The 14,573-nt window shown below is 56.9% G+C and carries 18 protein-coding genes; 13 read left to right on the plus strand and 5 right to left on the minus strand.

The window, feature by feature from the left end; genetic code table 11:
- Positions 1-2 precede the first annotated feature (2 nt).
- Positions 3-1,220, minus strand: coding sequence for an NAD(P)/FAD-dependent oxidoreductase (locus tag AC07U5_RS10185; RefSeq protein WP_494722924.1), 1,218 nt, complete (start codon positions 1,218-1,220; stop codon positions 3-5).
- A 284-nt stretch (positions 1,221-1,504) separates the two neighbouring features.
- Between AC07U5_RS10185 and AC07U5_RS10190 the strand changes: the two genes are divergently transcribed.
- Together AC07U5_RS10190 and AC07U5_RS10195 are read left to right on the plus strand one after the other, a co-directional pair.
- Entirely contained in the window at positions 1,505-1,858 is a 354-nt protein-coding gene (locus AC07U5_RS10190) for a hypothetical protein (protein ID WP_062598278.1), read from the plus strand.
- Positions 1,859-1,987: 129 nt separating this feature from the next.
- On the plus strand, positions 1,988-3,100 hold the full coding sequence (locus tag AC07U5_RS10195; protein ID WP_130978579.1) for a pyridoxal phosphate-dependent aminotransferase: 1,113 nt from the start codon (positions 1,988-1,990) through the stop codon (positions 3,098-3,100).
- 185 nt (positions 3,101-3,285) lie between these two features.
- Here AC07U5_RS10195 and AC07U5_RS10200 read toward each other — a convergent pair whose 3' ends face one another.
- Positions 3,286-3,552, minus strand: coding sequence for a sel1 repeat family protein (locus tag AC07U5_RS10200; RefSeq protein WP_062425688.1), 267 nt, complete (start codon positions 3,550-3,552; stop codon positions 3,286-3,288).
- A 504-nt stretch (positions 3,553-4,056) separates the two neighbouring features.
- Here AC07U5_RS10200 and AC07U5_RS10205 point away from each other — a divergent pair.
- Entirely contained in the window at positions 4,057-4,395 is a 339-nt protein-coding gene (locus AC07U5_RS10205) for a DUF2147 domain-containing protein (RefSeq protein ID WP_062425689.1), read from the plus strand.
- 74 nt (positions 4,396-4,469) lie between these two features.
- On the opposite strand, the gene AC07U5_RS10210 is transcribed toward AC07U5_RS10205, so the two are convergent.
- Positions 4,470-5,102: a LysE family translocator gene (locus tag AC07U5_RS10210; RefSeq protein WP_130978580.1), complete on the minus strand. Its 633-nt coding sequence runs from the start codon at positions 5,100-5,102 to the stop codon at positions 4,470-4,472.
- Between the two features lie 129 nt (positions 5,103-5,231).
- On the opposite strand from AC07U5_RS10210, the gene AC07U5_RS10215 reads away from it, so the two are divergent.
- The 7 genes from AC07U5_RS10215 to AC07U5_RS10245 all read left to right on the plus strand — a co-directional run bounded on the left by AC07U5_RS10215 (position 5,232) and on the right by AC07U5_RS10245 (position 10,773).
- Positions 5,232-5,723, plus strand: coding sequence for an Lrp/AsnC family transcriptional regulator (locus tag AC07U5_RS10215; protein ID WP_313060979.1), 492 nt, complete (start codon positions 5,232-5,234; stop codon positions 5,721-5,723).
- Positions 5,724-5,843: 120 nt separating this feature from the next.
- Positions 5,844-7,754, plus strand: coding sequence for a PhoX family protein (locus tag AC07U5_RS10220; protein WP_494722925.1), 1,911 nt, complete (start codon positions 5,844-5,846; stop codon positions 7,752-7,754).
- A 256-nt stretch (positions 7,755-8,010) separates the two neighbouring features.
- The gene (locus tag AC07U5_RS10225; RefSeq protein WP_494722926.1) at positions 8,011-9,168 is read left to right on the plus strand and encodes an esterase; all 1,158 of its coding nucleotides are present in this window, start codon (positions 8,011-8,013) and stop codon (positions 9,166-9,168) included.
- 384 nt (positions 9,169-9,552) lie between these two features.
- A complete protein-coding gene (locus AC07U5_RS10230; protein WP_062425694.1) occupies positions 9,553-9,762 on the plus strand; it encodes a cold-shock protein in 210 nt (69 codons plus the stop codon).
- A gap of 112 nt (positions 9,763-9,874) precedes the next feature.
- The gene (locus AC07U5_RS10235; protein WP_062425695.1) at positions 9,875-10,159 is read left to right on the plus strand and encodes a hypothetical protein; all 285 of its coding nucleotides are present in this window, start codon (positions 9,875-9,877) and stop codon (positions 10,157-10,159) included.
- Positions 10,160-10,187: 28 nt separating this feature from the next.
- Positions 10,188-10,424: a 30S ribosomal protein S21 gene (rpsU, locus tag AC07U5_RS10240; protein WP_062425696.1), complete on the plus strand. Its 237-nt coding sequence runs from the start codon at positions 10,188-10,190 to the stop codon at positions 10,422-10,424.
- A 127-nt stretch (positions 10,425-10,551) separates the two neighbouring features.
- Positions 10,552-10,773, plus strand: a complete 222-nt coding sequence (locus AC07U5_RS10245; RefSeq protein ID WP_062425697.1) for a hypothetical protein — start codon at positions 10,552-10,554, stop codon at positions 10,771-10,773.
- A 266-nt stretch (positions 10,774-11,039) separates the two neighbouring features.
- Here AC07U5_RS10245 and AC07U5_RS10250 read toward each other — a convergent pair whose 3' ends face one another.
- On the minus strand, positions 11,040-11,534 hold the full coding sequence (locus AC07U5_RS10250) for a GNAT family N-acetyltransferase (RefSeq protein WP_112518925.1): 495 nt from the start codon (positions 11,532-11,534) through the stop codon (positions 11,040-11,042).
- Between the two features lie 144 nt (positions 11,535-11,678).
- Here AC07U5_RS10250 and AC07U5_RS10255 point away from each other — a divergent pair, with 144 nt between their 5' ends.
- From AC07U5_RS10255 to amn, 3 genes are all read left to right on the plus strand, one after another.
- Positions 11,679-11,849 (plus strand): hypothetical protein, encoded by a 171-nt coding sequence (locus tag AC07U5_RS10255; protein ID WP_494722927.1) that lies wholly within the window; start codon positions 11,679-11,681, stop codon positions 11,847-11,849.
- An 8-nt stretch (positions 11,850-11,857) separates the two neighbouring features.
- Positions 11,858-12,031 carry a hypothetical protein gene (locus AC07U5_RS10260; protein WP_165457048.1) on the plus strand — a complete coding sequence of 58 codons (174 nt, stop codon included), beginning with the start codon at positions 11,858-11,860 and terminating at the stop codon, positions 12,029-12,031.
- Between the two features lie 77 nt (positions 12,032-12,108).
- Entirely contained in the window at positions 12,109-13,614 is a 1,506-nt protein-coding gene (amn, locus tag AC07U5_RS10265; RefSeq protein ID WP_494722928.1) for an AMP nucleosidase, read from the plus strand.
- Positions 13,615-13,629: 15 nt separating this feature from the next.
- Here the strand turns inward: amn and AC07U5_RS10270 are convergent, their stop codons facing one another.
- The gene (locus AC07U5_RS10270; RefSeq protein WP_494723284.1) at positions 13,630-14,532 is read right to left on the minus strand and encodes a lysylphosphatidylglycerol synthase domain-containing protein; all 903 of its coding nucleotides are present in this window, start codon (positions 14,530-14,532) and stop codon (positions 13,630-13,632) included.
- Positions 14,533-14,573: the final 41 nt, after the last annotated feature.

Raw genomic sequence — 14,573 nt, forward strand, 5'->3', positions numbered from 1 at the left:
CCTCATGTCAAAAGCAATTTCAGGTCGGCGGTATGGTCATCAAGCGCAGCGCGGTTCGGCTGCGCGCCAGCGTCGAGCAGCTTCTTGCCGATGACGTAGGCCTTGGCATCATTGATGGCATCGACAGCGATGAAGCGGCCTTGCCTGAAATACCAGATGGAGTGGCTGCCTTCGCGTTGACCCGGGCGCAGCACTGTTTCGTCATAACCTGCGTTGAAGCCGGCGATCTGCAATTTTGCTTCATACTGATCCGACCAAAACCATGGCTTCGGTCGGTAGGGTTTCTCTTCCCCTGCGAGCACCAGCGCTGCGGCTTCCGCCTGATCGACCGCATTCTGCACCGATTCGAGGCGAACGACAGCACCCTCCATCGGTAGAAGCGTGCAGTCCCCCATGGCGTGGATGTCTGGGTCGGATGTGCGGGTGAATTCATCCACAACGATCCCATTGCCGACCTGCAAACCCGACTCACGAGCCAGGCGGTCGTTCGGCGTCACGCCAATGCCGGCGATAACGAAATCGACGTTGAGCGTTGCGCCATCGGAAAGCTCCGCCTTCGTCACGCGTCCATCTTTCCCATCCAGCCGAACGAGGCCCGTTTTCTCACGAATGGAAACGCCTTTTGCGACGTGAATGTCGCGCATGATGGTCGCAGTTTTGGCTGAGGCGACGCGCTGAAGAATGCGATCCGCCATCTCGATCAGCGTCACCTCAAGCCCAAGTTGGCGCGCAACGGCAGCCGCCTCCAGCCCGATGTAACCGCCACCAATTACCAGCAATCGGCGCCCGGGCTGCATTTCTTGCATCAGACGATCGGCATCGCGCTTATCGCGAACAGTCAGAACGCCCTCCAGATCTCCGCCCACACCCGCCGGAAGCTCACGCGGCGCAGCGCCTGTCGTCAGTGCAAGCTTGTCGTATTCCAGCAGAGAGCCGTCCTGCATCCGCACGGTCTTTGCCTCACGGTCGATCTCTTCCACCCAGGTCGACAGGCGGATATCGACTTTGTTCTCAACAAACCATTCTGCCGGGCGAAACTCCAGTCGATCGAAGGTCATCTCACCCATGAGATATTTTTTGGAGAGCGGCGGACGCTGATAGGGAAGCACGTCTTCCGAGCCGATGATGGTGATAGGGCGATCGTCCTTCAAAGAACGAAGCTTGGCAGCTAGGGCGAAGGCTGCCTGTCCAGCGCCGACAATGACCAATCTACCTGCCATATGAGATGCTCCACCCAAACCGTCGTCTCGAATATCAGCGCAGGCGTAACGGCAAGTACGCTTCACGTCAACCATGCGCTTACGCTCTTGCCTGCGTGGATAAACAAGCCCTGCGCAACCTTGTGCATGCAATAGTGTTTTAGCGATGAGACAGGTGAGACTGATGGCGGGATTGCAAAGTCCGAAACGAAACAGAAGGATCGATTCCTAGTGATTTCATTCAGGATCCGGCAAGGTCGCAGGCGTATCATTCAGGAACGAGAAGAGACAATCGGGAGGTTGTCATGACACTCAATATCGATATCAAGGCAAAGGATACGGTTCCGCAAGACGAGATGTATGAGAAGTATGTGATCGACCGTCCCGGCAAGATCACATTCATCGGCCATCATCTCAGTACCAGCAACACGATGCGCTGCCTCATCCGCAAAATCTCTCTTTATGGCGCGGATATCGAAGTCAGTCCGCATCTCGATCTGCCCAGTAATTTCTACCTCGAAATTATCGGCATTCGCGATGAGATCGGTTGCACATTGATCCGCCGGGAAGACGAGAATGCATCCGTCGGGTTCAACATGCTGATTGACCCGGAGTTTTTGCACCACATCCGCCGCTTGAGTTTCGAGACATCGCTCTGATAAGCCCGGACTTCGACTGACGCGAAAAACTCGCCTAAAACCGTCGCATTCATCCCGGCCTGCCTTGCGCAGGCCGATTTTGTTTCTATTGTGAGCCCGTCCGCCTCAAGAACCACGGAACGTACTGAAATGTCCGCCTTTTCGCGCTTTACGCCTCTCGCCTCCTCGCTACCCTCCACCGTTCCATTCGTTGGCCCGGAGGCCATCGAGCGGACCCGTAAATTGGCGGTACAAGCGCGGATTGGCGCGAATGAAAGCGGCTTTGGTCCCGCCCCATCCGTCTTGGAAGCCATGCGCAATGCGGCGCATGAAACCTGGATGTATGCCGACCCGGAGAATTACGAGTTGCGCGAAGCGCTCGCCATCCATCATGGGATTTCGCGCGGCAATATCGCCATTGGCAGCGGCGTGGATGGACTTCTCGGCGAAATCGTCCGGTTGGTGGTTGAGCCGGGTACACCTGTCGTGACCTCCTTCGGCGGATATCCGACATTCAATTATCATGTGAATGGCTATGGCGGCCGGCTGGTGACGACGCCCTATCTCGACGACCACGAAAATCTCGACGGTCTGCTCGATCTCGTCATCAAGGAAAATGCGCCGCTGGTTTACTTTGCAAACCCGGACAACCCGATGGGAAGCTGGTGGGATGCAAACGAGGTTCTGACATTCGCCAAGGCGCTGCCGGAAACCTGTTTGTTGATTCTGGACGAGGCCTATTGCGAAACGGCGCCCGAGAGCGCCGTTCCCAGCGTTCGCGCCATGATCGGCATGCCGAATGTGCTGCGCATGCGCACTTTCTCCAAGGCCTATGGTCTTGCAGGCGCACGCGTGGGCTACGCGATCGGTACGCTGGGTAATGCTGAAGCCTTCGACAAGATTAGAAATCACTTTGGCATGTCGCGAGTCTCCGTCGCGGCAGCGCTTGCAGCCCTGAATGACCAGGCCTATCTACGCGACGTCGTCAAGCGTATCGCCAATGCACGTGAGCGCATCTCCACCATTGCTCGCCAGAACGGCCTGTCGCCCCTGCCCTCCGCCACGAACTTCGTTGCGATCGATTGCCACAAGGACGGCGCTTATGCGAAGTCGATCGTGGATGGTCTGATGGACCACGGCGTCTTCATCCGCATGCCAGGCGTTGAGCCGCTCAATCGCTGCATCCGTGTCAGCGCTGGCCCTGATGACAAGCTCGATCTTTTCGCAGAGGCTCTGCCCAAGGTTCTCCAGTCGCTCGGCTGATATCAAGACAAGAAAAAACCGTGCCAGCCTTGTTTCTGCCGGTCACGGTTTTGATCTCGTTGCAAGCGTGCGGCTTTACCGTCTTCGTTTGCGGGTATGGCTGGTGTTGCGACCGGGACTGGAGGGACCAGTCGAAACGATTGGCGATCTTTTGATCGCTCCGTCTTTTTGAATTGTCCTGGAATTTAGTGTGTGGTCATCCAATCTCGAGCGGCGCGAAGGGCTGCTGCGAGGTCTGCCTTGGTCATGTTCCGGGCAAGATCGGCGCGCAACGATGCTGCTCTTTCCGAACCCTTGATGGCTGCAATGTTCAGCCACTTATGGGCAGCAACGAGGTCCACCGGGCATCCCCGGCCTGTCGCATAGATCAGGCCGAGATTGCAGAAGACATCCGCGCGGCTTTGTCCACCGGCAACTGCCAACTCGATATCGCGCATTTCAAATCTTGCCATTTTTCTAGTCCCTGTTTGCCCGTATTCTTCCTGTTTTTGGTGCTTCTCTGCGGAAGCTTTCAGCCTGGGGACGCTGCCGTCTTCTGCGGCTTTTTCGTCTCCTGCTGTCGTCAGGTTGTCCCTGCTCTTTGTTGACCTCACTATGCCAAACGGCTTTCAACGGGCGCTTAAAATCCATGATTAACGGGGGCCAAACAAAGTCCAAACGATTGGTAAAGTTGGATTTTTGTTAAATATGGGAAGGCCTGCAAATTAAGGATTTTCCACGCAATTTTACGAAAAGTTTACGGATGGATTTAAACGCTTTGCTAACCACGGCAGAAGCTCGCGATTTTTCAGTGCAGCAATCTTCGGCATCGAGAGCGTCAAAAAATTCGTCACGAGGCCCCGCCCCATGTTTCCTTTTACGTGAACGTCAACTATAAAGGTTGGCATTCGCATGGGAGTTGCGAAGGCTGACGGCCACGATGCGCTGTCGTGCCTGGTTTGGATTGGGAGGTCCATATGAAGAAATTGACGATTCTCGCAGGTCTGGCATTTCTGATCAGCAGCAGTGCCTTTGCTGCCGAAGCCATCGAAGGCAACTGGAAGACGGCAAGCGGCGAGACCGCAGCGATTGCCAAATGCGGCTCTGCCTTCTGCGTGACGCTGAAGACCGGAAAGCATGCGGGCAAACAGATCGGCAAAATGACGGGAAGCGGCGACAACTATGCCGGCGAGATCACCGATCCTGCCAACGACAAGACCTATAGCGGTTCCGGCACCGTATCAGGCAACTCTCTCAGCATGAAGGGTTGCGTATTGAAGGTGCTGTGCAAGTCGCAGACCTGGACAAGACTTTAAAGACCTGGGGCAGCCAAAGGCTGCCCCTTCTTCATTTAGAAGGGTGAGTCAGTTTCCGGATATTCCCTCTCCCATTAGGGATGAGGCATGAGAACCAGCCGAAGTGCGAACCCGATCAATAGGGCGGCGAAAGTCCAGCTCTGCGCGCGCTGGGCAAGTGGACGTCTCGACATCCAGCCGCTCAGCAACGAGCCGACGGTCGCATAGGTCAGGTCGAAGGCAAGGCCGACAACCACCAACGTCATTCCCAGCATCAGAAACTGAACGCCCAGCCCCTGCTCGCCCGGTACAATGAACTGTGGCAGCAAGACAGAGCAGAACAGCAGCGCCTTCGGATTTAGAATATTGGTGAGAAAGCCCCGCCACAGTGCCGTGCCGTGCGAGGACGGTTGTTTCGGACCGTTGATCCGAATCGCGTCATCTCCACTATATTCCGATCTCAGAATCTCCAGACCAAGCCAGAGAAGATAGGCGGAACCGACAAAGCGCACCACTTCGAATGCCATTGGGCTCGTCGTCAACAAGGCCGCCAGCCCCAAGCCGGCGAACGCCACATGGGCGGCTCTTGCAAGCGCCAAACCTGCGCCTGTTGCGATAGCTGGACCGCGCCCTGCACTCGCACCGGTTTGCAGGACAAGCACCATGTCTGGCCCCGGCAACAGATAGACGACGACCAGCGCGCCGACGAACAGAATGAACTCGCTCATGGTCAAGCCTCAAGATAATGGTCGGCGCAAACTAGATCAGGGACTTGAGGCGTGTCCTTGCGAACTGTATCAGTAGGTATGACGTTGAAGCACCGTTTGTGCCAATAATAGATCGATTTGTGGTGGTTTATGCCAAATCTTAAACTTGATGCGATTGACCGCCGAATTCTCACCGCGCTGCAGCGGGATGCGCGTCTGACCAATGTCGAGCTTGCCGAAGAGGTTGGATTGTCGCCATCTCCCTGTCTGCGGCGGGTTCGTGCGCTGGAGAAGGCAGGCGTCATTCGGGGTTATCATGCGAGCCTAGACCGCGTCGGCCTCAGTCTTGGGTTGACGGTTTTCGTTAGCGTCAAAATCGAGCGCCATCAGGACGCTTCTGCCGCCGCCTTCAGAGAGGCGGTCTCCGTCCTGCCAGATGTCATTTCATGCCATCTTGTCTCCGGCGAGGCTGATTTTCTCTTGCAGGTCGTCGTGCCCGATCTCGCAGCTTATGAACGGTTGCTGGTGGACCGCCTGCTGAAACTTCCAAGCGTCAGTGACATTCGCAGCAATTTTGCCATCCAGACGGTCAAATCTGAAGGCCCTTTGCCGCTCAGTCACCTGCCCAGCGCGGAGACTTAAAAGGGAGGGCCGATACAACCCTAAGACGTTTCGTCTCTGCGGGTCTGTCATATCGCTGTGATAAACCCGCTTTAGTTGCCCTCTCTAGAATTGTTCGAAACGACGACAATGGAGAGCGCCATGACCAATATCGACACAAGCAAGCTAAGCTGGGACGAGTGGGACGAGCTGCAAAATCCGCCCCCAGCCGTGACGGATTTCGACCGCGTCGTCGAATCCGCCATTTCGCGCCGCGGCTTCCTTGGCGGTGTGCTCGCCTTTGGGTCTGCCGCCGCGGCTCTCGGTACGCTGGGCAATCTCGCGACGTCCACGTCCGCTCAGGCACAGGACGCAGCCTCCCGCTTCCCGTTCAAGCCGGTGCAAGCGGCGACTGATCACACCGTTCATGTGCCGGAGGGTTATAGCTGGAAACCGCTTGCCAAGTGGGGGCAGCCACTCTTTCCGAACGTGCCGGATATCGACCCCGCGAAGGGCGTCAGCCTGGAGAACTCCGATAAGGTCTTCGGCGAGAATACCGACGGCATGGAACTCTTCGTGGTGGGTAGCCATCAGTTGATCGCCGTGAACCACGAATATGTGAACAACGAAACCAACCTCCCCCACCGCGAAAAAGGCATGCCCGCCAATCTGGATGAGGTGAAGATCCTTCAGCACATGCAGGGCGTGACTGTCATGGAAGTGGCGGAAGGCAAGGATGGCTGGGAGATCGTCGTCGATAGCCCGTTCAACCGCCGTATTCACCACAACACACCGATGAAGCTTTCGGGCCCCGCTGCTGGCTCCGATCTCGTCAAGACAGCAGCCGACCCGAAGGGTGTCGACTGTCTTGGCACCTTCAACAATTGCGGCGCCGGTCGCACGCCTTGGGGCACCTATCTGACCTGCGAAGAAAACTTCAACGGCTATTTCGGCTCCACCGATGCCAACTTCAAAATGCCGGATGACTACAAGCGCTACGGCATCGCCGCCGAGACACGCTACGGTTACGAGAAATTCGACGAGCGTTTCGATGTGTCGAAGCACCCGAACGAGCCGCGTCGTGCTGGCTATGTCGTGGAGATCGATCCGTCCAACGCGTCTTCCACGCCGATCAAGCGCACCGCACTTGGCCGCATCAAGCATGAAAATGCTGCCGTGGTCATAGCGCGCGATGGCCGTGTCGTGGTTTACATGGGCGACGATGAGCGCGGCGAGTTCCTCTACAAGTTCGTCTCCAATGGCATCTACGTGCCAGGCGGTGACACCTCGAAACTTTTGGACGAAGGCACGCTTTACGTGGCGAAGTTTACCGATGACGGCAATGGCGAGTGGGTGGCTCTGACGCCGGAATCGACCGGAATGAAGCCGGATGAAATCTCCGTCTTTACGCGCCAGGCAGCCTCCAAGGTCGGCGCCACGACCATGGATCGCCCGGAATGGGTCGCAATCAACCCCGTCGCCATCGAAGCCTATTGCGCGCTGACCAACAACAGCCGCCGCGGCGAAGTAAAGGACGGCAAGATGCGCACCAATGCCGGTGGCGATGTCATGGCTATCAACGCCGCCAACCCACGCGAGAAGAACGAATATGGCCAGATCGTTCGCTGGTATCCTGCCAATGACGATCACGCCGACGGCAAGTTCAAGTGGGATCTCTTCTGCATGGCCGGTAATCCGGATGTGCACAAGGACGCCTATGCGGGCTCCTCCAACATCAACTCCGGCAACATGTTCAACTCGCCGGACGGCATGATGTTCGACTCCACCGGCCTTCTCTGGATCCAGACCGATGGCGAAGACAGCAATGAAGGCCAGTTTGCCGGTCAGGGCAACAACCAGATGCTGGCGGGCGACCCGGTTACCGGCCGCATCGAGCGTTTCCTGACGGCGCCAAAGGGTTCGGAAGTGACCGGCCAGACATGGTCGGCCGACAAGCGCACCCACTTCGTCGGCATCCAGCATCCGGATGCCCCCTTCCCGGATGGCGAAGGCAAGCTGCCGCGTTCGACCGTTATCGCGATCAAGCGAAACGACAATGCAATGATTGGCTAAGGCTCAAGAAGACGACACGACATGGAGGCGCCGTTCATTGCGGCGCCTCTTCTCATTTTGCTCAGCAGACCCAACGACTATGCCAAGTCTTGACGTTTCCAGCACGTTGGAGGTTCGTGAGGCTTGGGATATTCGACGGGTGGACAATGCCACGCCGCTCAGGTCCACACGTAAATCAGAACCTTCTAACGCATTGAACTCTCGAGGTTGATCTGCCAGTCTCCGTCCGGGGGTATTTGAACTGGAGGAGAATGAGTTGCGTTTACTTTTGCCCTATATTCTTGTCGCCACCTGCATCGTGAGCGGACCTGCCATGGCAATCGATCCACCCGCGGCGCCACCTGCCGACCGGCCCTTGAATGAATTCGTGACCGCGGTCGAACAGGACGGCTCCATAACCTTCCGTCTCTTCGCGCCATCGGCGAAAACGGTCTCTGTCGTGCTCGGCTCCCGTGCGCCGATGGAAATGAAGAAGGCCGACAACGGTCTGTGGAGCGTAAAGACCGAGACGCTAAAGCCTAACCTCTATGAGTACTACTTCAACATCGATGGCTTCCGCAGTATCGATACCGGGACAAATATGCCGAAGCCCCAGCGTCAGGTGAACACCAGTCTTGTTCTCGTGCCGGGGAGCCTTCTCGATATCCGCGATGTGCCCCATGGCGAGTTGCGCCGGGTGACGATCCCATCAAAAGCGCTGAAGTCGCAGCGCCAGACCTATGTCTATACGCCGCCAGGCTATAACGGGGAGACTAAACCGCTGCCGGTCCTCTATCTCTATCACGGTTTTGGCGACACGGTGGACTCGTGGGTGGCGCAGGGTCGCGCGCCGCAGATCCTCGACAATCTGCTGGCGGAGAAAAAGATCGAGCCAATGATCGTCGTCATCCCGGATACCGAAGCGGATATCCCGGAGGCAATCGCGGAAAACTTCCCCGCTGCCGATCGACGCAAGACCTTTTACCCTATCAATGCCGACGCCATTGATCGCGAACTGGTAGAAGACCTTATCCCCTATATGAAGGCGCATTACCGCGTGCGAGACGATGCGGATGGGCGGGCGATCGTCGGCCTGTCGCAAGGCGGCTATCAAGCGCTCGTCTCGGGTCTGACCCATCTCGGCACGTTTGGCTGGATTGCGAACTTCAGTGGCGTTTCCACCACCACGGTGCCCAACAAGGCCGTGGAAGCCGCGCTCAGCACGCCGGAAAAAATCAACGAGGGCCTGCGCAATTTCACCGTCACCGTCGGCACGGAAGATCAGGTCACCGGCAAGGACATCGCCGGGCTGAAAACCATCCTCGACGACAGGAAGATCAAACACGAATACGTGGAATATAAGGGCCTCGGCCATGAGATGGATGTCTGGCGTCCATCGTTCGAGGCCTTCCTGCAGAAAGTCTTCAAGCAGTAGGGCACCCTGCGTTCTTCTGGGCGCGGAAGGGATGCTCTCGCTGTTTTGAAGTGCGTCGTCTCTTCAAAAATCGTTTTCGGTTTTCGGGCTGGTACGATAGCGACCCGTGATAGTACCAGTCGTCTCGACATCTTTTTGCGCGCGACGGCTGGTCCAAACGATGCGATATGCGAGCGGCTATGGGAAAAGTTTAAGAGACTGTTTCTGGCGCTGATTTCCATTCCGTCCTTGCAAAACCGAAAATTGAGCCTATATTGAATTTATCGACCATTGCTTGTGACGTCGGTCCAGAGCCTAGCTCCCGTCGGATTTCCTCTCAAAACATCGATCTAATCCCGCAAGGTATTTCGGGACAAACAACGATTGCTACGAAAGGAAATCGTTATGAACACTGGTACTGTAAAGTGGTTCAACGCCACCAAGGGCTTCGGCTTCATTCAGCCTGACAACGGCAGCACGGACGTTTTCGTTCACATCTCCGCTGTTGAACGTGCGGGCATGCGCTCGCTCGTCGACGGTCAGAAGATCAGCTTTGACATTGTCCAGGACCGCAAGTCCGGCAAGAACTCTGCTGACAATCTTCAGGCGGCATAAATTGTCTCTCGCTGACGCTGACCACGGATGTACTGGCAGCAGACGCTGAGTGACTGAAGAAAGGTCGGGCCTATAGCTCGGCCTTTTGTCTTTATGGCTTAGGAGAACCCTGATGCCAAAAACGCCTTACAAAACCGGCAATATCATCGTCTTGAAGCCCAGAAGTAACGGCGGTCATGCCTCCCAGCAGAGCGCCCGGGTTATCGCGGCAATGCCGGAAACACAGGGAAGCAGACGTTACCGTATTCGGCTCGACGGCGAAAATTTTGATCGCACGGTCAGTCAGGACGATATCGATCTTGCGGCAACGGCCAAGCAGACGCCTGTTGCCGTTGCTACCAAAGTCTCCGAACCGGGCGGTTGGATCAACCACGACCTCGTCCGAACACGAAAATAGCGGTGTAGAACCGAGTTAGGAAAAGCCTTTGCAAGTCCTCGTTAGAGATAACAATGTCGATCAAGCGCTTCGCGTACTGAAGAAGAAGATGCAGCGCGAAGGCCTGCTACGCGAAATGCGTGCGCGCCAGTCTTACGAGAAGCCTTCGGAGAAGCGCGTTCGCGAACAGGCCGAAGCCGTTCGTCGCCATCGCAAGCTTGCGAAGAAGAAAATGCAGCGTGAAGGTCTTCTGCCTGCACCGAAGAAAGCTGTCCGCACGCGTTGACAGCAACCGCATCGGTTCGAAAATCGAGCTCGATCTTCGGAAAACACGATGGGTAGATTGAAGTAGGAGCGTCCTTTGTGCGTCTAGAGAGACGCACAGCGCTCTATCGCAATGAAAGGGTTTCAAAATGACCGCTACGAAAGATGAATTCTTCAAGCCCGGCAAACTGACCCCTCAGCAAAAAGCCTCCGCAACCAATGATGCCGTTTCTCAGATTCTGGCTGCGGAAACCGCACAGCGCCTGAAGAAGACCGAACGGCTGCGTGAAGCCCGCCTTGCGCGCGAAGCCGAGACAGTCATCGTCACGCCAGCCGCGCCGGCGAAGAAGAAAGCCAAAGCTCGGGCTTGATATCACGACGTACAAAATCGAGAGGCGGCTAAGGCCGACGCTCGTTCACTCTTCAGTAGGCGCCATGTTCTGGCGCCTTTTTGTTGTGGTGAAGAGCCAAGAGCCAGAGAGGTAAAGGTCCCAAGGCTAAGTCCTCATTCTTGCTCCCTCCCCTCCACTAAGTTGGAGCTCGTCGCGCAAAACTGGTCACCGGTTTTGCGATAACCATATTCGATAAAAGAAGGACCTAAAGCTTAAGGAGCAAATCTGAAGGATTGCGACACGCTTTAAACAAGCAAGAGCCTCATATCATAACAATCGAGCCCCGGCCCGAAGCCATCCGGTGTGATTTTCGTGACCACAAAGCCGTGGCGTGCATAAAATCCATGCGTCCGCTGACTTGTTGAAAGCACGACCTCGGCGAGGTTGGGCGTTTCCTTCGCAATCTTGATCCGGTCACGGGTCATGCAGGTTCCGACACCTCTTCCGTGAAATGCTCGATCCACCATTCCCCAGACAAACGACGCCCGTTTGTTTTTTGCGTCCAGTTCGAGGCCGTGACAGGCGACGACTGCGCCATCCAACGTCGATACGAAGTAGAGATAGCGGAGCGGATCCTTCGTCTCGAGGAATTGAACAAACTGCTCGCGTTCGGCCGGCGCGAAGTACGTCGGAACATTGCTCTCGAAGATTGAGAGGCAGGACGAGAAATCTCCCGCGACGTAGGGACGTGATTTTATTGTCATGACGACAGCGATATATGCGAGGTTCGAGCGTTGCAACTGCTTGACCCTCCCCGCCCGTCGCCACTAGCAACCCCGTTAACGTCCCTGAACCCCACATGAACCTGCCTCTCAGGGTCGGTTCAGTCCAACTGTGGCAATGTCATGTCCAGAGTAAGGGACGGCAACAACAGGGGAATGGACATGACAATCTTGATACGTCGCTTCAGCATCATCGTTCTTCTGATGGCGATTTTCGCCATCTCGTTCGCCGCCCTCGTGGTCAATCCCAATCGCAGCTTCCAGCGCATCAGTGTCGGCACTGCCTATACCTGCCAGCATGGCTTTTCGCCCAGCTGCCAAGTGACCTTGTGAGGCCGGCAATGAACAGAAACTTCTCCAACGCCCTCTTCTCCGGACTTCGGGTGTTCATCATGGCGTCGGTTTTTCTAGGTCCATTTGCCGGGCTTGCCGTCTACAAGGCCGATCCAAGGCCGGTCTCCAAAGGTGTCGGCTTTGTGTTGCTGATGAGCTTGCAGCGCGGGGCTATCGGCTGAGCCGGTTTTTGCCGGCTTTTTCAAAATGCACATATTTCTGTCGCTTGCCTGTCGAAATAGGCTCCCTATAATGGGCCATGACAATAGCAAAGCACACGATTCCGCCCCTCGCCTTCATAACGCCAGAGCCTTTTGCGCCACGGACTTTCGATGATCCGAAAGAGGCCGTAGACGCGCTGACGGCACTCTATCATCGCAACACCGATTTCCTCATCAAATCCTTTACCGATCTTGCCAAGGGCGCACCCATCGAGGGTCGCTACCGCGCCTGTTATCCGCAGGTCAGCATGGAGACCTCGACATTCGGACATGTCGATTCCCGCCTCTCCTATGGCCATGTAACCTCGCCCGGCGTGTATACGACCACGATTACCCGGCCGCAGCTTTTCCGCCATTACCTGAAGGAACAGCTTGGGCTTCTGATCAAGAACCACGGCGTCCACGTCACCGTCTCCGAATCGGCTACGCCCATTCCGCTACATTTCGCCTTCGGTGAGGGCGCCTATGTGGAAGCATCCGCGGCCTCTTCGCTCTCAGACGTGCCGCTGCGCGACCTCTTCGATACGCCGGATCTCAACAACACCGACGATCTGATCGCCAATGGCGAATACGATCAGGTGCCGGGAGAGCCCGCACCGCTGGCCCCCTTTACCGCCCAGCGTATCGATTACTCGCTGGCGCGGCTCAGCCACTATACAGCGACCAGTCCGAACCACTTCCAGAACTTCGTGCTTTTCACCAACTATCAGTTCTACATCGACGAGTTTGCCACATGGGCACGCAAGCTGATGGCTGATGGTGGCGACGGCTACACCGCCTTCGTGGAGCCCGGCAATATCATTACCCATGCGGGATCGGACCGGCCAGAAACGGACATGACGCTTGGACGTCTGCCGCAGATGCCTGCTTACCATCTGAAGAAGAAGGGGCACGCGGGTATCACGCTCGTCAATATCGGCGTTGGTCCGTCTAACGCTAAGACGATCACCGACCACATTGCCGTTCTTCGTCCGCATGCGTGGCTGATGGTCGGCCATTGCGCGGGCTTGCGCAACAGCCAGCGTCTGGGCGATTACGTGCTGGCCCACGCCTATGTGCGCGAAGACCACGTGCTGGACGACGACCTGCCCGTCTGGGTGCCGATCCCGGCTCTTGCCGAAGTGCAGCTTGCGCTGGAAGGCGCGGTGGCGGAAGTCACCGGCTATGAAGGATTCGAGCTGAAGCGCATCATGCGCACCGGCACGGTTGCGACCATCGACAACCGAAACTGGGAGCTACGCGACCAGGCGGGCCCGGTGAAGCGACTGTCGCAATCGCGCGCAATCGCGCTCGACATGGAATCGGCAACCATTGCCGCCAACGGTTTCCGCTTCCGCGTGCCGTATGGCACCCTGCTCTGCGTCTCCGACAAGCCTTTGCATGGTGAGTTGAAGCTTCCCGGCATGGCAACGGAGTTCTACCGCACCCAGGTGGCACAACATCTGCAGATCGGCATTCGCGCCGTCCAGAAACTCGCAGCCATGCCCACGGAAACACTGCATTCGCGCAAGCTGAGAAGCTTCTACGAAACGGCGTTCCAGTAGGTCTCTGCTCTGGCGCTATTTTCGCGTCGGCACGAAAAGCGCCAGAGCCGTTCCAATCAGCGACGACAGGATAACCAGCAGGTGGAGGTTGACGGCCGCTTGGCCGAGTACCGATAGCGCGTGCTCTTCCGCCGACGCTCCGAAACCGATCGCACCTGCCGTGATGCCTGCCGGGTAGGTGCCGACGCCGCCTGGTGCATGAACCGGCAGCACGGAAGACAGTTCACCACCGAGGGCTCCGCCAAAACCCGCCGGGAGAGTGATCTCCCCCATCAGCATCAACACCCAAGCCAGCACGGCGATCTTGACGAACCAGTTGATCAGTGTGGCACCCCACGCTCGTAGAAAGGCGTTACCGTCCACCGGCAGGCCCGCCCTTAGCTCTGCAATGACCTTGGCAAGCTTGGTCGACGATCTTCGACCGACGAGACCGAAAGCGAGGTCACGCGCGAAAAATCCCAGCGCGGGTAGAAGCAGAAATGCCAGCCAACCGGTCCATATCCACAGGCTTCCTTCTTCCAGCGCCCAACCCATTCCGGCTGCAGCCAGAAGAGCATGGAGATCGAAGAGCCGCATGACCAGAAGGGCCGAAGTGCCGCGCAGAAGATTGACGCCGAATTCTCGCCTCATCAGCAACGGAAAACTGGTCTCACCACTTCGAAACGGCAGCATGATGTTGAGAATGTTGTGGAGCTGGACCACACGAAAAAGCGTCGCAAAGCGGCTTTTCGTTTCCCGCGGGAAGTAGTCGTAAATGCGCCAGGTGCGTAGAAGATAGGTGGCGACGAGAAGCAACAGAGCAAGAGCAATCGTTCCCCAGCCGGCGTGAGACCAAAGGCCGATAATCGTGCCCCAACCCCACACCCATTGAATGAACGCGGCGTAGCCGACGATGACGACCACCATGCCGAGCGTCATTGCGTTGCTTGCAAGCAACGCTGCCGGTTTGATCCTGTGTG

The organism is Agrobacterium sp. GW821-FHT02D03, assembly GCF_059421725.1.